At 53.2% G+C, this 19,696-nt stretch carries 22 protein-coding genes; 18 read left to right on the plus strand and 4 right to left on the minus strand.

Translation table 11 applies throughout. The features are described 5' to 3' along the window. Positions 1 to 91: 91 nt before the first annotated feature. Positions 92 to 1,042 carry a phage antirepressor N-terminal domain-containing protein gene (locus tag ACO0LC_RS15810; protein ID WP_423004703.1) on the plus strand — a complete coding sequence of 317 codons (951 nt, stop codon included), beginning with the start codon at positions 92 to 94 and terminating at the stop codon, positions 1,040 to 1,042. 246 nt (positions 1,043 to 1,288) lie between these two features. Here ACO0LC_RS15810 and ACO0LC_RS15815 read toward each other — a convergent pair whose 3' ends face one another. After that, a complete protein-coding gene (locus ACO0LC_RS15815) occupies positions 1,289 to 1,972 on the minus strand; it encodes a hypothetical protein (RefSeq protein ID WP_423004705.1) in 684 nt (227 codons plus the stop codon). Between the two features lie 353 nt (positions 1,973 to 2,325). Here ACO0LC_RS15815 and ACO0LC_RS15820 point away from each other — a divergent pair, with 353 nt between their 5' ends. The 17 genes from ACO0LC_RS15820 to ACO0LC_RS15900 are packed head-to-tail and all read left to right on the plus strand — an operon-like array spanning position 2,326 to position 17,590. Then, complete coding sequence (locus ACO0LC_RS15820) at positions 2,326 to 2,796, plus strand: phage baseplate assembly protein V (protein ID WP_423004707.1); 471 nt, start codon at positions 2,326 to 2,328, stop codon at positions 2,794 to 2,796. After that, positions 2,793 to 3,062: a PAAR domain-containing protein gene (locus tag ACO0LC_RS15825; RefSeq protein WP_423004709.1), complete on the plus strand. Its 270-nt coding sequence runs from the start codon at positions 2,793 to 2,795 to the stop codon at positions 3,060 to 3,062. The genes ACO0LC_RS15820 and ACO0LC_RS15825 overlap by 4 nt, the downstream gene beginning before the upstream one ends. A gap of 18 nt (positions 3,063 to 3,080) precedes the next feature. After that, positions 3,081 to 3,425, plus strand: coding sequence for a GPW/gp25 family protein (locus ACO0LC_RS15830; RefSeq protein ID WP_423004761.1), 345 nt, complete (start codon positions 3,081 to 3,083; stop codon positions 3,423 to 3,425). Further along, positions 3,422 to 4,261 carry a baseplate assembly protein gene (locus tag ACO0LC_RS15835; RefSeq protein ID WP_423004711.1) on the plus strand — a complete coding sequence of 280 codons (840 nt, stop codon included), beginning with the start codon at positions 3,422 to 3,424 and terminating at the stop codon, positions 4,259 to 4,261. The genes ACO0LC_RS15830 and ACO0LC_RS15835 overlap by 4 nt, the downstream gene beginning before the upstream one ends. Beyond that, positions 4,258 to 5,202, plus strand: a complete 945-nt coding sequence (locus ACO0LC_RS15840; protein ID WP_423004713.1) for a phage tail protein — start codon at positions 4,258 to 4,260, stop codon at positions 5,200 to 5,202. Before ACO0LC_RS15835 ends, ACO0LC_RS15840 begins: the two co-directional genes overlap by 4 nt. A 10-nt stretch (positions 5,203 to 5,212) precedes the next feature. Further along, complete coding sequence (locus tag ACO0LC_RS15845; protein ID WP_423004715.1) at positions 5,213 to 5,710, plus strand: hypothetical protein; 498 nt, start codon at positions 5,213 to 5,215, stop codon at positions 5,708 to 5,710. An 11-nt stretch (positions 5,711 to 5,721) separates the two neighbouring features. Next, the gene (locus ACO0LC_RS15850) at positions 5,722 to 8,913 is read left to right on the plus strand and encodes a DUF4815 domain-containing protein (RefSeq protein WP_423004717.1); all 3,192 of its coding nucleotides are present in this window, start codon (positions 5,722 to 5,724) and stop codon (positions 8,911 to 8,913) included. An 8-nt stretch (positions 8,914 to 8,921) separates the two neighbouring features. After that, positions 8,922 to 9,143: a hypothetical protein gene (locus ACO0LC_RS15855; RefSeq protein ID WP_423004719.1), complete on the plus strand. Its 222-nt coding sequence runs from the start codon at positions 8,922 to 8,924 to the stop codon at positions 9,141 to 9,143. Between the two features lies 1 nt (position 9,144). Then, entirely contained in the window at positions 9,145 to 10,272 is a 1,128-nt protein-coding gene (locus tag ACO0LC_RS15860; RefSeq protein ID WP_423004721.1) for a hypothetical protein, read from the plus strand. 8 nt (positions 10,273 to 10,280) lie between these two features. After that, positions 10,281 to 10,946 carry a hypothetical protein gene (locus ACO0LC_RS15865; RefSeq protein ID WP_423004723.1) on the plus strand — a complete coding sequence of 222 codons (666 nt, stop codon included), beginning with the start codon at positions 10,281 to 10,283 and terminating at the stop codon, positions 10,944 to 10,946. A gap of 31 nt (positions 10,947 to 10,977) precedes the next feature. After that, a complete protein-coding gene (locus ACO0LC_RS15870; RefSeq protein WP_423004725.1) occupies positions 10,978 to 12,153 on the plus strand; it encodes a phage tail sheath protein in 1,176 nt (391 codons plus the stop codon). 23 nt (positions 12,154 to 12,176) lie between these two features. After that, positions 12,177 to 12,686: a phage major tail tube protein gene (locus tag ACO0LC_RS15875; RefSeq protein WP_423004727.1), complete on the plus strand. Its 510-nt coding sequence runs from the start codon at positions 12,177 to 12,179 to the stop codon at positions 12,684 to 12,686. 53 nt (positions 12,687 to 12,739) lie between these two features. Beyond that, positions 12,740 to 13,060, plus strand: coding sequence for a phage tail assembly protein (locus ACO0LC_RS15880; protein ID WP_423004729.1), 321 nt, complete (start codon positions 12,740 to 12,742; stop codon positions 13,058 to 13,060). Between the two features lie 8 nt (positions 13,061 to 13,068). After that, entirely contained in the window at positions 13,069 to 13,182 is a 114-nt protein-coding gene (locus ACO0LC_RS15885) for a GpE family phage tail protein (protein ID WP_423004731.1), read from the plus strand. A 20-nt stretch (positions 13,183 to 13,202) separates the two neighbouring features. Then, positions 13,203 to 16,118: a phage tail tape measure protein gene (locus ACO0LC_RS15890; RefSeq protein ID WP_423004733.1), complete on the plus strand. Its 2,916-nt coding sequence runs from the start codon at positions 13,203 to 13,205 to the stop codon at positions 16,116 to 16,118. Positions 16,119 to 16,130: 12 nt separating this feature from the next. Continuing rightward, a complete protein-coding gene (locus ACO0LC_RS15895) occupies positions 16,131 to 16,586 on the plus strand; it encodes a phage tail protein (protein ID WP_423004735.1) in 456 nt (151 codons plus the stop codon). After that, on the plus strand, positions 16,583 to 17,590 hold the full coding sequence (locus ACO0LC_RS15900) for a contractile injection system protein, VgrG/Pvc8 family (RefSeq protein ID WP_423004737.1): 1,008 nt from the start codon (positions 16,583 to 16,585) through the stop codon (positions 17,588 to 17,590). The genes ACO0LC_RS15895 and ACO0LC_RS15900 overlap by 4 nt, the downstream gene beginning before the upstream one ends. Here the strand turns inward: ACO0LC_RS15900 and ACO0LC_RS15905 are convergent. From ACO0LC_RS15905 to ACO0LC_RS15915, 3 genes are all read right to left on the minus strand, one after another. Further along, positions 17,587 to 17,874 (minus strand): hypothetical protein, encoded by a 288-nt coding sequence (locus ACO0LC_RS15905; RefSeq protein ID WP_423004739.1) that lies wholly within the window; start codon positions 17,872 to 17,874, stop codon positions 17,587 to 17,589. The two genes, ACO0LC_RS15900 and ACO0LC_RS15905, sit on opposite strands and share 4 nt — an antisense overlap. Positions 17,875 to 18,122: 248 nt before the next feature. Then, on the minus strand, positions 18,123 to 18,509 hold the full coding sequence (locus tag ACO0LC_RS15910) for a hypothetical protein (RefSeq protein WP_423004741.1): 387 nt from the start codon (positions 18,507 to 18,509) through the stop codon (positions 18,123 to 18,125). A gap of 33 nt (positions 18,510 to 18,542) precedes the next feature. After that, positions 18,543 to 19,595: a hypothetical protein gene (locus tag ACO0LC_RS15915; RefSeq protein ID WP_423004743.1), complete on the minus strand. Its 1,053-nt coding sequence runs from the start codon at positions 19,593 to 19,595 to the stop codon at positions 18,543 to 18,545. Positions 19,596 to 19,696 lie beyond the last annotated feature (101 nt).

Raw genomic sequence — 19,696 nt, forward strand, 5'->3', positions numbered from 1 at the left:
CGTCTGCTCTTCGCGGTCTCGTAATATTTTGGAAACTAATTTACTATTTTCTATGCGCGCACAACGAATCGAACTAATTAAAGGAAAGAAGATGCAAACTCAGATTATTTCTGTCGACTTCCATAAAGATAAGCTGCAGCTGATTGATAAAGACAACGAGCCTATGGTGCAGATGAAACCTATCGTCGAAAATATGGAGTTAGACTGGTCAACACAGCGCAGAAAACTTGCTGCAGATAAAGAAAAATGGGGTATGGTCATCATGACCATACCTTCGCAAGGCGGGGATCAAGAGACAGTTTGCCTGCCTATCCGAAAAATTGCATCGTGGCTAATGACCATCAGCCCCAACAAAGTCGCCCCAGAACTCCGCGACAAAATCACCCTTTATCAAAACGAGTGTGACGATGTACTGTGGGAACACTGGTCGAAAAGCGGCAAAAATACTGGTGCATTGCAAATCCAGATGGTCGCGCCACGCGAGCCAGCGCCGCAAGCCGTTGGCAACTCTTCCATACGGCTCAAGATGCGCGACATATTGACCATGCAGCAGCAATGCCGCGACCGCATGCGTGAAATCGAAAAAACAGAAAGCCCGGCCATACGTGCTGGCCTCTTTGAGCAATTACGCTTTATTGCCGACCAAATCGGTCACGACGTACCAGACATTAACCACTTCGCCTTCCCCAAGCCAGCCCCCCTGCCCCTGCCTGTTGAACCTGTAAAGCAAAAGCCTGCACCCAAACCCTGGCAACCCGTCAGCGTCAATCAGTTTTGGGATATTGTCAGGCAGCTGGAAGAATCAGGCATCCCCCTCAACCACAGCCGCCTCGCCCACCGCATCGCCATCAATCTGCCAGAAGTCGCAGAACTGGCCGAACAACACAAGCTACGCATGCCCGACATGGCCGTCCTGCGCAAATCCATTAAAGATAGCAAAGACCCCGCATTCATCGAAGCAACAGACGTCAGTAGCATCTTGCGCAAAAAACCCGTCAAGTGCCATGTATTCGACGCGCAAGGTTATTCGTTGAAAAATTAGCCGGGACGCCACCATGCCCCCCCCTGAGCACCAAAGAACGCCAGCTTGTAGAAGCCGCCCACCAGGCCGCCCTGGCCAAGCTAAAAACCACCACCCACCCCGTAAAACGGCAGTGCCTACTTGAAGAACTAACAGACTGGTGCGTGCTTCTTGGATATCCGTTACCCGAGCAGTTATTACATTGAGTTGCGAAAACAACTGCGGATGTGTGCGATTACGTTGCACTAATCGCACGATAACTTAATTTTAAGAATTATTTCTGGTTGCCTTCAAATGAAGGAATGCAATAGTTTTCGAGATCCACTTCGGGCATCGCTCAGAAATATATTTGCCGATTTCTTCAACCATTCTATAAGTCAGGATAATTCCAAACGCCGCAAAAAGACCAAGGCAAGCGAGCAAAAAATCCATGCTTGGCGAGTCATTAAAAATTTTTCCAAAATACACCCAAGCAGCAACAGACATAGCTACGCCGCTAAAGACTGTAAAGAATTTTATAATACCCCAAACAAAGAAGGACATTCCACAACTAACCAATCGAGGTTGCCATGCGTGACCAACGCAGCCACAAAGTATATAACTTATGAACTGTGGAACGATGACAATAGAAACAAGAACGCCAATAACGATGAAATCAAACACAGCATCCAGAACAATCTCTCGGAGCCAGTGTATTACCTGTGCAGGCCAAGTTAAAACAACTTTCGAGGCACTGTCTAAACTTGAGTGATCATATATTTTTAATTCTAGGAAAACTCCTTTCGTATACGCCCACCAGATCAAAACCATTGAAACAACAAACGCAAGTGAGAAGAAGTAAATAATTACTTGAATATCACTTGGTCGCGCCCTTAATGTTTTCGATGAAATGATGAGCCAAGTTCCCCAAATCAGTCCCAAAGAAAAAATAATAAATAAACAAGCATTCATTAATTTTGATCCTTATTTAAAATGATAAATTGTCAAATTATTTTCTACACATTCTAAAAATCCATTAATTAATTAAAAAATAATTTTTACAAGTAGTAATAATACAACTATATTCATGCCTTTTTTAACAATCTATCTACCTTAAATGAGGAAATGCTGTGGCTATTGCACACACGAAACCCGCCTAGGTACGAATAGCAAGCGTAGGTACGAATAGCCCCGCGTATTCGTACGCATGTTGCATCAAAATATCTCACACCCCTCGCGCACGCGTAAACGCCCCTGAGTTACTAAGCCCCATAGCAACCCCTCCCCGCGTGACTGGCTAGCCCGGCCACGTCACCATAGTCGGCATGGAATTCACCCTTGCCGACCTCTCCCGCCGCCTGCAAAACCTCGTCCGCCTCGGCACCATTGCCGAAGTCAAGCACGGCCGCGTACCACAAGTGCGCATGCAAATTGGCGATATCAAAACCGGCTTCTTGCCTATGGCAACGGCACGTGCTGGCAAAACAAAGACATGGAACCCACCAACGGTGGGCGAGCAATGCGTTTTGCTCTCGCCATCAGGTGAATTCGCGGGTGGTGTGGTTCTGCCAGGCATTGCCAGCAACCACAACCCGGCACCAGACACCAACCCCGACAACACCCGCACCGAATACCCAGACGGCGCGACGGCAGATTACAACCACGCAGAGCATCACTACATCATCACTTTGCCAGCAGAGGGCAAGTTTAGTTTTGTCGTCGGTGCTACCACGCTGGAGCTGCGTAACGACGGCGTGACTTTGCGCACACCCAAGTTTGAGGGCGTCAAATCATGAGCCACGGTATCGCCGTTAAAGCCCTGGACTTTGCAGGCGGCGCGCATCTCGCTGGCGGTCAACATTTCTTTGCTGTCGATGGTGCGCCAGTCGTCGTTAAGGGTGACCGCGTCACCCCGCATGGCCCTGCGCCACATGCTAATCCGGTGATGGTCGAGGGTTCCGGCTGGATGACATTGAACGGCATACCCGCATGCCGCCAGGGGCACCATGCAAGCTGTTCTCATCCCAGCACAGGCCGTAGCTGGTTCGCTATTCCCGATTAAGGAACAGATATGGCAGGTATGAATATCAATACAGGTGAACGTTTGTCAGGCCTGCAGCATTTGCGCCAGAGCATTGCCGACATTCTGACTACGCCTATAGGCACCCGGGTCATGCGCCGCGACTATGGCAGTCTGCTGTTTGAGCTGATAGACCAGCCGCTGAACGGCTTCACACAAGTGCGCCTGTATGCCGCCACGGCTGAAGCTCTGCTGAAGTGGGAGCCGCGCATCAAACTCACGCATGTAAAGCTATACCGCGCAGACGCGCCGGGCAAGGTCATTATTGAACTCAAAGGCCAACTTGTCAGCACTTCCAAGGCCTTTAACTTGTCCTTGCCGCTGACGATCAAGGGGCAAGCATGATGGACTTGGCCAAGTTACCCGCGCCTGCAGTCGTTGAAGCGCTGGATTTTGAAGCCCTAGTGACGGCGCACAAGCAAGACTTGCTGCAGCGTTACCCGGCAGCCGCCAATGTGTTGGGCTTGCCGTCTGAACCCTTGGTCAAGCAGGTAGAAGCATTCTCTTACCGCGAAATGCTCTTGCGTGGTCGTATCAACGACGCCGCACGCGCCAACCTGCTGGCCTTCGCCACCGGCACGGATCTGGACCACAAAGGCGCGTTCTATAACCTGGCACGCATGCCTGGCGAAGCGGACGAACGTTACCGCAGCCGTATTCAGTTGCGCATTACTGCCCTGGCTGGCAATGGTACAGCAGAGCAATACCGCTTGCTTGCGCTGTCTGCCAGCCTGAATGTCCGTGACGCCAATGTCAGCAGCACCACGCCCGGCACCATCGCCGTGGTGCTATGGCTGATTGATGTGAGCCAGGCGCAGGCTACCAGCGCCGCTGTGCTGGCGGCCATGAACGTGCCAAACGCCCGCCCGCTGGGTGTGACTGTCAAAGTGGTTGCAGCTCGGCCGGTGGCTCTGGATGTCACGGCAACCTTGTGGCGCGAAGCCAGCGCCCCGGCGGATATCGTTACGCAAATTCAGGCGCGCTTTATCGCAGCCATCGCCAGCTATGCCAGCCTGGGCCGGTCAGTGCCACTGTCCTGGGTGACGGCACAGCTACAACAACCAGGCATTGCCCGCGTTGAATTCCCTATTGCAGCCCAGCCCCCTAGCAATACTGTGCTGTCTGAAGACAGATACGCAGTCGCCGGTGTTATCAACCTGGCTGATGGCGGTGTGGCATGACTGATCTTGCTCTGTTATTGCCACCCAACGCCAGCGAACTGGAACGCAGCCTGGTGCGCACCGCACCGCGTGTGGATCTGGACATGATGGCAGACGCACCGGCCAACACTACCAGCACGATGCCTGCAGCCTTCCAGCCCTGGCTTGCCGCTGAATGGAACCTGGCGCAATTCTCGCTGCACTTTGCCAGCAATGCTGACCTGATTGCGGCTGGCTTGCCCTGGTTGCTGGAACGCGGCAGCGCCGCCAGTGTGGTGCGTGCCTTGTCATGGCTGGCTTATGACCATGTGACGCTGGAAGAAGATGAATTTTTGCTGCACATAGACCCAGGCACGACGGCGGCTGCGCTGGATCTGGCCCGGATACGCCAGGTGGTCAACGCCTCTTTGCCCGCACACAGTCGTTTCTATCGTCTATATCACGGCCTGGACCTGCGTGCAGGCCGCTTGGACGCCACCAGCTTTGATAACTGCCTGTTGGATGATGATTCTGGTATCTGGTCTGGTGACCCCGCTACAGACGGCGTTAAGTTGTCGTTTGGCGAGACGCATACCGGCCTGGTCGACGTGCCGCCAGCATTGGCCCCGATGACTGCCCACCGTCCGCGCCAGCTCAATACCGTCACTGACGATGCCTTGATGCAGTTAGATAGCTGGGTGCTCGATAGCGAGATCCGCTTAAACAGTGTGGTCAGCATCAGTGACATCTACACCGGCCAAGTGAATCAACCGGCATTGCTGGCTGTGCGTGGCAATCATCGCGCCACTTACAGCGCCTTGCTTGCCATACAAAGCGCACCAGCACCCATCAAAGCAATTGCACCAGGCAATGCCACCACCGTCACCAATCCGGCTTTGCCTGTTTATGGCTGGGCTGACCAATGGGCCAGCGGCTGGGCTGTTTGTTACCAATTAATTGCCATTCCACCGACTACACCATAAGGATATTCAAATGGCTGTATTACAAGACCAAGGCCGCATCGAACTGGCCGAACAGTTTAAAAACCGCCCCCTGCACCTGGCCTGGGGCCATGGCCTGCCCGCATGGGATGCCGCGCCATCTTCTGAACCCGTCACGGCTACCGCCCTGGTGGACGAGATAGGCCGCCGCGTGTCCAGCCAAAAGCAATTCGTGGTACCAGAAACAGACGTGAACGCGCCAAACACCATTCGCGTCCCAGGCGGTGACCTTTACCGCATTGTGGCAACCCCGTCCCGCTGGGTATTCATTGAATTTGTCTTTGACTATGGCGACGGCGCAGGCCAAGACATACGCGAGCTGGGCTTGTTTGTTGGCACTGAGGTAGCCGCAGGCCTGCCAGCCGGGCAGCGTTACTTCACACCAGCACAAATCACCACGCCAGGCCGTCATTATATGCTGGACCGTATCCCGCGCCTGATCCGCTCTGGCGCGACTGAGCAAGTCTATCGCTACGTTTTGCCATTCTGAACAGGACCCCCATGGATCAAAATATTAACTTACCCGGCTACCTGAACCGGCACAATCCGGCAAAGCAGTTTGATACGGTGCTGTACCGCTCAGACAAAGTTATCCAGTCTGACGAACTCAACGAAACACAAAGCCTGCTGCAAGGCCGCATCAAAGGCGTGGCAGACGTGTTGCTGGCCGATGGTGCGGTTATCCGTGATGCCCGCATTGTCGTCAATGCCAGCACCGGCGCGACGACTTGTGAATCTGGCGCGCTGTATGTCGATGGCGCGGTACGTGGCGTGCCGCCTGCAAACCTCACTATTGCTGTGGTGGGTATCGTCATTGTTGGTGTGTACATGCAAGCCCACATCGTCACCGAGCTAGAAGACCCCAGCCTGCGCAACCGTGCGCAAAATACCCGTGGTTTTGACAAAGCCGGTGCAGGTCGACTGCAAAAGCTTTTAGCCTGGGGCTTTGCGGGTGATGGCCAGGAAGGTAATTTTTACCCTGTCTATACAGTAGAAGACGGCACAGTACGTAGCAAAGAACCACCGCCCCAGCTGGATGGCGTCACGCAGGCAATCGCCCGCTATGACCGTGATTCATCAGGCGGCAGCTATACCGTCAACGGCCTGAATGTCACAGCAGCAGACAACCTGCCCACAGGTGAACAGGTGTACACCGTCAGCGAAGGCCGCGCCAGGGTGTCCGGCTTTGCGGTGGAACTGCCCACCAGTCGCCGCCTGGTAAGAGCAGTCACACCAGACTTGCGCTATATCGAGAATGAACCACACCAATCCACAGGCCCGGCAGCCCAGCGCGTGAACTTTGACCGTGCACCTGCTGCCAACGTGCTGCGTGTGACCATCACCGCGCAAAAGACCATCGACGTCGCGCACGGCGGTTTTACAGGCGCACTCGACCCATTGGAAGATGGTTCCGTACTGGCCGTGCTGTCTGTAAAGCAAGGTGCCACCACCTACACCAAGGACGTGGACTGGAAATTCACCGCCCAGCAGATAGACTGGTCTTTGCCAGGTGCAGAGCCACAGCCAGGCAGCACGTATAAGGTCACGTATCAATATTTGGCTACTGTGCCTGCCAGCGCCATAGATGCTGATGGTTGCACAATCACCGGCGCTGTGCTGGGTACGGCTATCCTGCTCAGTTATAACCGCATGCTGCCCCGCATAGACCGTTTGTGCATGGATAGCGCCGGTGGGCTGGTCTGGCTGCCAGGTGTGGCGGCAGATCGCAACCCAAAATCGCCCAGCGTACCGGCCAATTTGTTGGCGCTGGCGTCTGTGGTGCAGAACTGGCGCGCTGGAGCACGCACTGTCATTAACGATAGCGTGCGCGTGGTTCCTATGGATACATTGGCAGCATATGCGAGGCGCATGGACTTGCTGACCGAATTAATGGCGCAGCAGCGTCTTGAATCCAGTACACAATTGCGTGACGCTACCGCCAAGCGTGGCTTGTTTGTAGACCCCTTCATGTCTGATGCTGTGCGTGACCAAGGTCTGGTACAAACTGGCGCTATTTTTAGTGGTGAGCTGACCCTGCCCGTAGCCGTTGAGCCACGTTTGCTGTCTGTCGATATGGCGGCCCCCATTACCCTGGCTTACAACACCGTCACCTTGCTGGAGCAGTCTTTACGCACAGGCAGCATGCGTATCAACCCTTACGATGCATTTGACCCTTTACCGTCTGACGTGGTCTTGAACCCTGCAATAGACCGCTGGACTGATTTAAGCACGACCTGGTTAAGCCCTATCACCAAGAACATCACAGAAAATCAGACCCGGGCCGTGGCGCGTACAGAGCAAGCAGTAGGTGAAGCATATGAGCGTTTCAACATTCTTGCCAACGAAATCAGCTACGCCAGCAAACCGGCCGAATTCATACGGCAAATCAGTGTCGGATTTACGATTAAAGGATTTGAAGCAGGTGAAGCCATCCAGACCTTGCGCTTCGACGGTATCACCGTAGCACCAAGTAACGTAGCAGCACCATTGCCTGGCACCCTCACTGGCACATTTATGATTCCAGCCAAAGTACCGGCAGGCAGCAAGCGTGTGGAATTCGTTGGCACTCATGGCAATTATGGTGTTGCGATATATAGCGGCATAGGCTTGGAAGCACAAGACGTGCGCCAATTGGTAACGGTCCATACATCAGGCTGGGTAAGCTTTTTTAAAGCAGATCCACTAGCCCAAACCTTTACATTGTCTGCTGATCGTCAGATTGCTGCACTTGACCTGTGGTTCACCGCTAAGGGCAATTCTTTGCTGGCAGTACAGATCCGGGAAACAACAACAGGCATCCCAAATCAAAAGGTCATCGCCCAGGCGCGTATCCCGGCTACCTCCATCAATGTGGACGGTCAGGCTACCCGTATTAATTTCGACTACCCGGTAAGCCTGTCGGGTGGCGTGGACTATGCCCTGGTGATTTTATGTGATGACGCCACCACAGCGGCCAGCATTGCCGAGCTGGGCAAGTATGACGACCATAAGGGCCAGTGGGTTGCCAGCCAGCCTTATACGGTGGGGGTGTTGCTGTCATCGAGTAATGCAACGACGTGGACGCCACATCAAGACCGCGACCTGGCTTTCCGGCTACTGGCGGCTGAATACCAGGTCACTACGCGCACCATAGAGCTGGGCAATACCAACCTGGCTAACGTCACTGATTTGATGCTGCTAGGCCTGGTAGAAGCCCCCAGCGCACAAACCCGCGTTGAATATCAAATTACCTTACCAGGCGGTAGCGTCTTGAACGTGGATGACCGCCAGCCGGTGCGTCTGGCTGCGCCTATGTCCGGGCAATTCAGTGTGACGGCCAAACTGACGGGTACGGCCAGCCTGTCTCCCGTGCTGTACCCAGGCGTCACGCTACTGGCTGGCACTGTCGCTAACCAGGGCAGCTACATTAGCCCGCTGGTGCCTGCAGGGCAAAACGTGCGTGCCCGCATTGTGGTGGATTGCTATTTGCCTGCAGGTACAAGCCTGGTTGTGAGTGTTGCCCCAGAAGCAGGCGGCGCACCTGTCTACACACCCGCACCCTTTGTATCAAGCCGGGATATCGCTGCTGACTGGCATGAGCTGACTTATGAATTGAACGGTATCAATGCCGATCGTCTGCGGGCTAAGCTGGATATATCCGGCAATACCGCCGCCAGGCCGCGTCACCGCAATTTGCGCGTCATTGTTATTTGAGGATCGCCATGCAAGATCAAAAGACAGCAAACCGGCAATACAAGCTGCCCCACATTCAGAACACCGGCTCGGATGAAGTAACGCGCCTGCGCGACACCATCACGGCCATTGATGCAGATATCAACACCCTGGGCGTGGTGCAAGCTGGCAAGGCAGACAAAACCACTACCGCCAACCTGCAAGCGCAGATTGACGACTTGACCACCCTCATTTACGCAGGATTGATTTGATATGAGCGCAAATAACTTAAGCGATTTCCGCGACCAATACATAGCCCGCGCCCGCGCTTTGCTGCAAGGCGCGGATCTGGCGCAAGCCAACACTAATGCCATGGTAATTAATGGTGCCTTGTTCGGCGCACTGGACAAGGTCATCAACGCCCCGCTGATAGGCCGCGACACCTTAGCCCTGTTTGATGCCATGAGCAGCGCAGATATCAACATCTGGCTGGCAGACGCTAGCCACCGCAGCACCTGGCAGCGCCTGTGCACGGACGAAGCACGCACCCTACAAGTGGCACTGCAGGATGATTTGTTACGCCCTAAGCTCATGGGCAGTACGCTGGCATGGACGGACATCCTGGCGTCCAGCGTCATGCAGACTTGGATACAGAGCAAGGCGGTCTACCTGGCACCCTACATCGCCGCGATACCTGGCTGTTTGACACTGACAGCCACCAGCCGCACGACTATGGACAAGTTTGCCAGCGTACCGGCCGCCATGACCCTGATTGTGGCAAACACCAACTGGTTAAACGCCATCGCAGCCAATACCCAGGCACAAGACGCCATAGCGGCCAGCCTGATTGCCTTGCGCGAGCTGGGCAAGTCTGGTGTTGGTATGACGGCGCTGTACACCAAACTGACCAGCATCATGGTCTATCTGTTTGCAGATGCCACAGCCTCGGTCGACGCCTGGAACTTTGTATCGAGCAAAATTGCTGCAGGCCGCACTGTCATGCCCGTGACCTTATTTGCTGACGCTGGCATACGCAATGCCTTGCATGGCAATACTGGCATTGCATCGGCACTCACCAGCACGGCGACCGCCCTATATCAATGGCTGTTCACCAACAAAATGACTGTAATCCAGCGCAACTACAACGCCTCAACCACACAGGCAGGTTCTGGCATAGGCGGCAAATTCCTGACGCTGGCGATGGCAGGTACTTACAACAGCACCGCAGGCAATTTTTACCTGACCAGCACAACGAGCCAATTTGCGGCTACCCCGAACGGTGGCAGCGCACCCACCTTGACCACCGCCAATAAACAAGTCGGCAGCCAAAACGGTGCGATGTACTACACCGACGTCAGCACCGGAATTTTTTATATGTCTATCGGCTATCTCGCAATCTAAGGCACACCATGACACAGCTCATTATTGACACCGGCAATCAAATCACCGGCTATACACAAGACGACAACCTGCAAGCCTGGGAAGGCGTGCGCCTGGTGCCAGCGCCGGAAGGCTTTAACCCGGCCTTGCTGGCTCACTACCTGGTCAAAGTATCCAAGGGCAAGACCAACATCACCCTGAACGTGGATACGGCCCTGGCAGCCGCCAAAGCTGCCCGCTGCAGCCAAATCAAAGAAGAAGCCGCCTGTCTGATTGCCGCCACCGACTGGAAGAAGCAAAGAGCCAACGAACGCGACGCCGCAGGCTGGGGCAGCCTGGCTGATATCGATACGGTGTTGGCAGAACGCGAAAGCATACGCCGCAGCAGCGATGCCGCCGAGCTGGCCGCCAACGCCCTGACAGATATCAATGCAGTGCAGGCTTTTACCTGGTCTGTCAATGTCGCAGTGCCCGCCCCCAACCGCCTGACACGCGGCCAATTCCTTGACCGTTTCACCAAAGAAGAAAGAGCCGCCATCTTGGCCGCAGCAGAAGCTAACGCCAGCTTAAAAGATTGGGTGATGCGTTTAGAAAACGCAGACTGGATCAAACCCATAGAAGCAACACCAGGCCTGCAAGCCCTGGAAATTGCCGGGCTCATCCAGCCTGGCCGCGCCGCAGCCATCCTTGCTTAACCCTCCCAACCACCTAAAGGAGCAAAACACAATGCCCGCAACAACTTACCACCATGGCGTGCGCGTCATCGAAATCAACGCAGGTACGCGCCCTATACGTACCGTATCCACGGCTGTCATTGGCCTGGTGGCCACGGCTGACGATGCAGACGTAACAGTATTCCCCTTGAATACGCCGGTGTTGCTGACCAACATCCAGGCAGCCATCGCCAAAGCAGGCCATAACGGTACCTTGGCCCGCGCACTGGATGCAATTGCACAGCAAACCAACCCGGTCACCATCGTCGTGCGCGTCGCTAGTGATGTGGATGAGGCAGCACAAACCGCCAACGTGGTCGGCACTGTGACACCAAGCGGCCAATACACAGGCGCAAAAGCCTTGCTGGCCGCGCAAACCAAGTTTGGCATCAAGCCCCGCATCCTCGGTGCGCCTGGACTCGATACCCAAGCCGTCACCACCGAGCTGGCCGCCATCGCCCAAAAGCTGCGCGCATTCGTTTATGCCTCTGCCTGGGGCGCCCAAACCAAAGAAGCTGCCATCGCCTACCGTCAGCACTTCGGCCAGCGCGAGGTCATGATTATTTGGCCTGACTTTGTGCACTTCGACACGGCCAGCAATGCCAGCGCATCCATACCGGCTGTTGCTTACGCCCTGGGTCTGCGTGCCAAAATTGACAATGACATAGGCTGGCACAAGTCTTTATCGAATGTCGTGGTGAATGGCCCCACCGGCATAGCGCGGGACGTGTTCTGGGATTTGCAAAGCAATGCTACAGATGCCGGTGTATTGAACGCTGCAGGCGTTACCACCCTGATTAACAAAACCGGTTACCGCTTCTGGGGTTCCCGAACTGCAGAAGAAGCAGAGTTTTTCTTTTTTGAGAACTACACCCGCACAGCCCAGGTACTGGCCGACACCATTGCAGAAGTACATTTCAGCTATGTAGACAAGCCCATGCACCCCTCCTTAGTGCGTGATTTAATTGAATCCATCAATGCCAAATTCCGCGCCCTCAAAACGGCCGGGCTAATTATTGATGGCAAAGCCTGGTTCGACCCAGCCGCCAACAGCAAGGACAGTCTCAAGATAGGTTCTCTGGTCATTGACTACGATTACACGCCAGTGCCACCAGTTGAAGATCTGGTCCTGCAGCAGCGCATCACAGATAAATACCTGGCTGACTTTGCCAAACAAATCAGCCTCTAATCCATAACAACCAGGAGCAAATCATGGGATTACCCAGCAAATTAAAAGACTTCAACCTGTTCAATGACGGGCAAAGTTATCTTGGCCTGGTGCCTGAACTGACCCTGCCCAAGTTGGGCCGCAAGATGGAAGACTATATTGCCGGTGGCATGTCTGGCCCTATCGAGGTCGACTACCACAGCGAAAAAATCGAATTCGACTGGACCGCAGGCGGCTTGCTGTATGACGCCTTGCTGCAGTATGGCGCTGTTACCCACAACGCCGTCCAGTTGCGCTTTGCCGGTGCGTACCAGAATGACGACACCGCCCAGGTAGATGCTGTGGAAATCGTTATCCGTGGCCGCCATAAAGAAATTGAGATGGGTAACGCCAAGATGGGCGACAAGAACGACCACAAATACAAAACCACCTGCAGCTACTACAAGCTGATCATCAACGGACAGGACATCATCGAGCTGGACTTTATCAACGGCATAGAAATGGTCGGCGGCATAGACCGCCGCGCCGAGCTGCGCGCTGCCATTGGCATGTAAAGACTCATTATCGAAAAATTAACTTATTAACCAACGCCTAAGAAAGTAACACTATGACAACAGCAAATAACGAAATTGTATTCATCACCAGCAAAACCATCACCCTGGACGAACCCATCAAGCGCGGCGACAGCCTGATTACAGAAATCACTCTGCGTAAGCCCAAGGCGGGCGAACTGCGCGGCGTGTCCTTAGTCGAGCTGGGCCAGATGAATGTCGCCGCATTACAGCAAGTGCTGCCGCGCATCACCACACCTATCTTGACAACACAGGATGTGGCGAATCTGGATGTCGCTGACCTGGTCGAAATTGGCGCGGAGGTGTCGCTTTTTTTGGTCAAGAAAGCGGACCGCACGGCATTCCAGCGCACGTAGAAGATGCCATGGCGGATTTGGCTATTGTGTTTCACTGGCCCCCGTCTGCCATGGATGATCTCAGTATTGTAGAGCTGATGGACTGGCGCGAACGTGCCAGGGTGAGAAACACAGCAGAGTAAACAAGTGGAGCGGTTAAGCGATGTCAGAACGCGATTTAAAGTTACAGGTAGTCTTCAACATGATAGAGCGTGTGACCGCTCCCCTTAAACGTATCATTGGCGAATCCACCGCCAGCGGCAAAGCCTTGAAAGCCTTGCGCGACAAGTTAAAAGACCTGGACGCGCAACAAAAGCATATTTCTGGTTTCAGGCAAATGCATACCGGCTTGCGTGAAACTGGTGGGCGGCTCGATGCGGCCCGCCTCAAGGTCAAAGAGCTGGCCGAACAAATGGCCGCCACAGAAAAGCCCACGCGTACCATGACGCGAGAACTAAACCGCGCTACCACGGCCGCCCGTTTGATCAAACAGCAGCACCAGCAAGAAAGCCTGCAATTGCAGGTACTGCGCGACAAGCTCAACGCCGCTGGGATTAGCACAAGCAATTTAACCGGGCATGACCGCAGCTTGCGCCATAGCATCGCCTCGACAAATAGCCAGATAGACGCGCAAAAGCTGAAGCTGGCTGAACTGGCAAAGCGGCATGAACAAGTGTCAGCCGCCAAATCCCGCATGGAAAAGACCCGCGCCACCGCCAGCAATATGGTCTCCAGCGGTATGGGCATGACCATGACAGGCGCAGCCATGAGCGTGCCTTTAGTCAAGGGCGTGAGTGAATCCAAGCACTATGAAACCGAAGTCCAGCGCCTTAAAGGTTTGGGCATGAGCGCGCATGACTCGAATGATGCCGTCAAATTCGCCGCTGAAATGAAAACATTTGGCATCAGCCAAACAGAAAATCTGGAACTAATGCGCGATGCCCTATCTGTATTTGGAGACCTGCATCATGCCGAAATGGTGACGCCACTGCTGGCAAAAATGAAGTTTTTGAATGCCACGCTCTACGACGAAGGCGAAGCCGGACAAAAGAATGAAGCCTTTATGGACATGCTCAAAGTCATCGAGCTGCGCGGTGGCTTAGCCAGCAAAGAGAAATTTGAGCATGAAGCCAATATGGTGCAAAAGGTCATTGCCGCCACTGGTGGCCGTGTAGGCTCCAATGAATGGCTGAACTTTATCAAGACAGGCGGCCTGGCTGCCAAGGCGCTGGACGACAAGGCATTTTTTTACCAAATGGAACCGCTGATACAAGAGATGGGCGGCAACCGCGTGGGGACAGCGCTGCAGTCTGCTTATCAAAACCTGTACCAGGGCAAGACCACCAACCGCGCCGCGTCTGAACTCATGCGCCTGGGCCTAGTCGATAAAAACAAAGTCATCTATGACAAGGTGGGCAACGTCAATGAAGTCAAAGAAAAAGCCCTGGTTGAAGGTGAACTGTTCAAAGCCAACCCCTTTGAATGGATAGAAAAGGTCTTACTGCCCAAGCTGGCCGCCCATGGCATCACAGAAAAGTCGCAGATTGAAGACACCATCGGCACCATCATGACCAACCGCACCGGCTCAGGCCTGTACGCCACCGTAGTCAACCAGATGGCGCAGATTAAAAAGAATGCCCACAACAATGAGCGCGCCGCCGATATCGATACCTGCCTGGGCCTGGCCATAGATTCAGCCAAGGGCCGAGAAATTGCCGCTTTAAAGAAACTACATGACCTGCAGCTAGAAATCGGCAATAAAGTCTTGCCCATCTATGCCAGTGCGCTGGAAATTGTTGCCGACAAATTGCAGTCTGTCGTGAATATCATGAAAGAGTACCCAGGCGTCACAAAAACCGCAGTCATCGGCCTGGGTGCACTTGCTGGGCTGGTCTCCGTGTTGGGTGTTGTTGCCATTGTGGTCGGTTCAATCCTGGGGCCATTTGCAATCATGCGTTTCCTATTAAGGTCGCTAGGCATTGCCGCCGCGTCCAATGGGGCGAAGGTCGGATTGTTTGCCCGTGCCTGGCAATGGCTAGCCAGTGCCTTTGCCCGTATTGGCCCATTTTTTACTCGCGTAGGTGCCTGGTTGCGTGGCCTTGGGCCTGCTATACGTGCTGCGGGCAGTGGCTTCATGTGGCTAATGCGCTCGTTAGTGCTGGTAGGACGTTCCTTTTTGCTCAATCCCATAGGCTTGGCTATCGTAGCCATTGCCGGGGCGGCATACCTGATCTACCGCAATTGGGCGCAAGTGAGTGCCTTCTTTAGCGGGCTATGGGCTTCTATCAAACAAAGCTTTGATAATGGCGTTGCAGCTCTTAACGGGTTTATCAATGCATGGAACCCGGTAGAACGATTCCGCAATGCTATCGCCTCAGTGTATGGTTTTTTTACCATGGAGTTGCCTGGCAAATTTAGCGAGTTTGGATCCTACATGATGCAAGGCCTGGTGAATGGCATCACCAGTGCCGCTGCCACCGTGCGCGAAACCATCAGCAACATGGCCGACAATGTGGTGTCCTGGTTCAAAGAAAAGCTGGGCATACACAGCCCCAGCGTGGTGTTTGCAGAGCTGGGCCAATTCACTATGCAAGGCCTGGCAATAGGCATAGACAAGGCTCAGGCGCTGCCGCTGGACAAACTCAATGGCGTGACCAAGCAAATGACCGCCATCGGTGCTGGCGTGGCCCTGGGTATGTCTGGTGCCGCCATGACACCGGCCTTTGCTCAACTGCCGCCACCCTTGTTCAATCAGCAGCCTGTCGCCCTGGTGCAGTTTGCGGCCTTAGCGCAGCCGGAACAGGTCACGCAATTGCAAGCCATCTCAAAAAGGCCAACACCAGAACAGACAAGCCAGGCTGCACCCTTGAAGTTTGACCGTCGCCCACCTGTGGCACCGCAAGCCAATACACCTGGCAGCAGCTACCACAGCGCGGACACGATCCAGATTGTGATCAACCCACCCGCTGGCAGCGACCCGCAAGCCATTGCCAAAGCTGTGGCCGCCGAGCTGGACAGGCGCGAACGACAAAAGAGCCAGGCCAAACGCTCTGCCATGCATGACTATGATGAATTTTAAGGAAACAGCACCATGATGATGAGCTTAGGTCAGTTCGTATTCAGCTTGCCCACCGTGGCCTACCAAGAGCTACAGAGACAGACAGAATGGAAGCACCCGGCCACCTCCCGCGTGGGCGAACGTGATGCGCACCAATACATAGGCCCAGGTGACGACACCATCACGCTGACGGGCTGGATGGCCCCCTCATTAACCGGCGACCCGGCTGCGCTTGATGACCTGCGCGCCATGGGCGACGCTGGGGATGCTTATGTCTTGGTGGAAGGCACAGGCCGCATTTACGGGCAATTTTTAATCACCAACATGACACAGGGTGGTTCTATTTTTTTAGAAGATGGCGCGGCTTTGCGGGTAGATTTTACTGTCAACCTTAAGCGCGCTGACCTGGGCAACCAGGTAGACCCGCACACAGGCGGCCCGGATCTGGATGATGATGTTTTTGATTGGGAAGACATAGACTTAGCATGAGCCACAATAAACCCCTGTTTGCCATCACCCTGGACGGCCAGGACATTACCAGCAAGATATATCCGCGCCTGGTGAGCCTGACATTGACCGAGGCCAGAGAAAACGCTGTCGATGAACTCAATATCACCATAGATGATAGCGACGGCCGCGTGGCGATACCACGTAAAGGCGTCAAGATCACCCTGCAGCTAGGCTGGGAACATTCGGGCATGGTGGATAAAGGCACGTTCGTGGTGGACGAAGTAGAACACGAAGGTGCGCCCGACATGCTGGTCCTGCGCGCCCGCAGTGCCGAGATGGCAAAGCCAGTACGCACCCGCAAAGACCGCAGCTTTGATCAACAAACCGTCGCCGATATCGTCGGCCAGATTGCCAAAGACAACGGTTTAACACCCAAGGTAAGCCAAAGCTTGCAAGGCGATGTCATCGACCACATAGACCAGACCAACGAGTCAGACATTAATTTTTTAAACCGGCTGGGCAAGCGATTTGATGCAGTCGCCACCGTCAAGAAAGATGCCCTGCTCTTCTTACCCATTGATGAAGGTAGCAACAGCAAAGGCGAAAGCCTGCCCACCATCACACTGGAACGCCGCGACGGCGACAAGCACCGCTATCACACCGCCAGCCGCGACGCCTACAGCGGCGTGCGCGCCCAATGGCACGACCCCAGCGACGCGAAAGAAAAAAGCGAACTGATCGGTGAAGACGACAACCCCAAACGCCTGCGGCACACCTACCCCAATCAAGAAGCGGCAGAGCAAGCAGCAAAGGCAGAGATGAACCGGGTTAAGCGTGGTAAGGCAACCCTGCAATTCGCCCTAGCCCTGGGCAGGCCAGACATCACCCCCATGATGGGAGTACGCATCCCCAGCTTAAAGACACCAATCGGGGACACAGACTGGATCATTGTCAAAACCACGCACAGCGTCACGGCACAGGGATTTACTACGCAATTGGAACTGGAGACGAGGAAGGGGCAAGACAAAGACCAAATGCACTAATCGCAGAATGGGCAAAAAAGGTTATCCATAAAATCGCCAACCTCCATATTTTCATTTGGAATCATTACAGTTACGTCACCGTGTTTTTCACAATGAATATTTTGGGAGCCACCAAGCTTCGATATTGCGCTTATATTGAGGTCGTTCCATCCACACCATGGACAAGTTTTAAGTGGTGCATCAGTTTCTGCCACGATAAATTGTTCCCAGTTACATTCGCCACAATGAATTTTATGGATGGCTTTAGCACAGGTCAAAATAGTTACTTTTTTAGAGTGTGTCATTTTTTCGATAGCCCGCGTAGGGTGATTAGCGGCGCGTAATCGCCAGCCTGGTCGGAAATGTATGAATGTCAGACCTGACCCCGCGGCGATAGGTGACCCCGCGGCGATAGGGGTCAATAAGTGGGACGCGATTTAGCTCCTGCAATGTCATTATCGAATCACCACATATGCAACAGCAAGTCGCTCTAAGTTCCTTGTTCATTTTGTTTTTCTCTACGATCTCTATGCCTGTTTCTTGAGGCAATACATCAAGAAACACTATCCAAAATTTTACGTAGTTCTGAATCATTACCATCGAGGAGCGGAGTGCTATTGTAGAAAAACTGTGAACTGAATTTTCCATCCCCAGAAACTACCAACAACAGACCTTGCCAACTTTGACTTCTTTTAGACAAATGTTCATGTAACGCCATAATAGATTCGAATACTTCGTGTGAGCCTCCAATCTGCAAACTATGATTTTCTCTCATCTCACTACCGCACCAGCATCTTGCAGTCGCCATATTTCGCTGATGTCCGTCGCTTCCTGTTAATATTTCTTGGTAATAGACTATCTTCTGCCACCCCTCTGGGGCAGTGAATGCAATCTCTTGCACAACTAGACTTACCAGTTCCGTACTTTGTAATGAATTCATATTGCCGATATAGAATATAAAAATGTATGAATGTCAGACCTGACCCCGCACCGTATACTTTACTTCGGGTTCTGCACCACATTCGGGATTAATCTGCTTAGCCGCATCCGCTGCAAACTGCCGTAATAGGTCAATAGGGCGGTTAAAGCTATACATTATCCGAAGGAACGTGCCGCCACCTAAGAACATCTCAACACCATCCGTCCCCACTGCAATCATCTGATCGTCATACATAACCCCTTGATTCATCTTAGCGAACATTTTTTTGGACTCTGTTTTCGACCCAAGCCGAGCAGGTATCCCGGCCTCGTTGCACTCATGGACAAGTTTGGAAAAATCTACACAAATGAAAATTACAATTTTTTCTGTGAGCAAATCGTCGATTAAGTCACTTGATATCGACTGAGTCAGAATCGGCCTCGCTGTATCTTCATAAAAGCTGGAGGTGTACGAAAAAATCGGTCCTTTGATGTCGCAGGACTCCATCCATGTATGGAACATAAAGGGCGCGGCAGGAAGCATCTTTCCCTTGTACATCCCGAAGAACAAACATTCATCAACGTCGCCAATCGCCCACTCTCTATTCTGATTTAGCGTCTTATATGCTTCGTTGATCTTCTCGCAGTAAGTAGGCGGTACAAATTCACCGTCCCCGCTCAAGTGAATCGTTTTTCCCGTCGCTAAATCGATTCCTTTGTCAGTTTCCAAAGTCTCCTGAACTTGTGCCATAGTGGCTTTCTGTTTCAAAATCCGCTTAAATTGCTTGTGGTCTTTTTCATCAAAATCTTTAATCGCATAATATAAGTAGCAATCACAACCAGTCTCACTGAAGGACTTTAGAATTTCCAACATCTCTAAATTTCTCTTACCTTGCTTCACCTCTGCTAGCTCGATACGCTCCTGCCCATCCACATTTCGAACGATCAGCAAGTCTCCTACGTGCATGAAGGTCGTTAAGTCGCACATGATCGCGACTTCGCTCTCCTTCTTATTAAATTCGTCAGCTACAGTATAGAGTTCAGCAAGCGACTTACGGTTGATATTGTTCTGAGTATCGCCCTGAGGTGTACTGTCAATAGCGGACACTCATGTTCTAAGCTGCCTGTGAGTGCCGATTAAAATTTTCAGCAAATAAGGCTGGCGATATATTGCCAAGACGCGAGTGACGTCGCTGGCGGTTATAAAAG

This window comes from Undibacterium sp. JH2W, assembly GCF_049340425.1.
In the GTDB taxonomy this organism is placed as follows: Bacteria; Pseudomonadota; Gammaproteobacteria; order Burkholderiales; family Burkholderiaceae_D; genus Undibacterium.

Coding starts and splice junctions, on each gene's coding strand:
- ACO0LC_RS15810 (WP_423004703.1), top strand. CDS start 92: ATGCAAACTCAGATTATTTCTGTCGACTTCCATAAAGATAAGCTGCAG.
- ACO0LC_RS15815 (WP_423004705.1), bottom strand. CDS start 1,972: ATGAATGCTTGTTTATTTATTATTTTTTCTTTGGGACTGATTTGGGGA.
- ACO0LC_RS15820 (WP_423004707.1), top strand. CDS start 2,326: ATGGAATTCACCCTTGCCGACCTCTCCCGCCGCCTGCAAAACCTCGTC.
- ACO0LC_RS15825 (WP_423004709.1), top strand. CDS start 2,793: ATGAGCCACGGTATCGCCGTTAAAGCCCTGGACTTTGCAGGCGGCGCG.
- ACO0LC_RS15830 (WP_423004761.1), top strand. CDS start 3,081: ATGAATATCAATACAGGTGAACGTTTGTCAGGCCTGCAGCATTTGCGC.
- ACO0LC_RS15835 (WP_423004711.1), top strand. CDS start 3,422: ATGATGGACTTGGCCAAGTTACCCGCGCCTGCAGTCGTTGAAGCGCTG.
- ACO0LC_RS15840 (WP_423004713.1), top strand. CDS start 4,258: ATGACTGATCTTGCTCTGTTATTGCCACCCAACGCCAGCGAACTGGAA.
- ACO0LC_RS15845 (WP_423004715.1), top strand. CDS start 5,213: ATGGCTGTATTACAAGACCAAGGCCGCATCGAACTGGCCGAACAGTTT.
- ACO0LC_RS15850 (WP_423004717.1), top strand. CDS start 5,722: ATGGATCAAAATATTAACTTACCCGGCTACCTGAACCGGCACAATCCG.
- ACO0LC_RS15855 (WP_423004719.1), top strand. CDS start 8,922: ATGCAAGATCAAAAGACAGCAAACCGGCAATACAAGCTGCCCCACATT.
- ACO0LC_RS15860 (WP_423004721.1), top strand. CDS start 9,145: ATGAGCGCAAATAACTTAAGCGATTTCCGCGACCAATACATAGCCCGC.
- ACO0LC_RS15865 (WP_423004723.1), top strand. CDS start 10,281: ATGACACAGCTCATTATTGACACCGGCAATCAAATCACCGGCTATACA.
- ACO0LC_RS15870 (WP_423004725.1), top strand. CDS start 10,978: ATGCCCGCAACAACTTACCACCATGGCGTGCGCGTCATCGAAATCAAC.
- ACO0LC_RS15875 (WP_423004727.1), top strand. CDS start 12,177: ATGGGATTACCCAGCAAATTAAAAGACTTCAACCTGTTCAATGACGGG.
- ACO0LC_RS15880 (WP_423004729.1), top strand. CDS start 12,740: ATGACAACAGCAAATAACGAAATTGTATTCATCACCAGCAAAACCATC.
- ACO0LC_RS15885 (WP_423004731.1), top strand. CDS start 13,069: ATGGCGGATTTGGCTATTGTGTTTCACTGGCCCCCGTCTGCCATGGAT.
- ACO0LC_RS15890 (WP_423004733.1), top strand. CDS start 13,203: ATGTCAGAACGCGATTTAAAGTTACAGGTAGTCTTCAACATGATAGAG.
- ACO0LC_RS15895 (WP_423004735.1), top strand. CDS start 16,131: ATGATGATGAGCTTAGGTCAGTTCGTATTCAGCTTGCCCACCGTGGCC.
- ACO0LC_RS15900 (WP_423004737.1), top strand. CDS start 16,583: ATGAGCCACAATAAACCCCTGTTTGCCATCACCCTGGACGGCCAGGAC.
- ACO0LC_RS15905 (WP_423004739.1), bottom strand. CDS start 17,874: ATGACACACTCTAAAAAAGTAACTATTTTGACCTGTGCTAAAGCCATC.
- ACO0LC_RS15910 (WP_423004741.1), bottom strand. CDS start 18,509: ATGAATTCATTACAAAGTACGGAACTGGTAAGTCTAGTTGTGCAAGAG.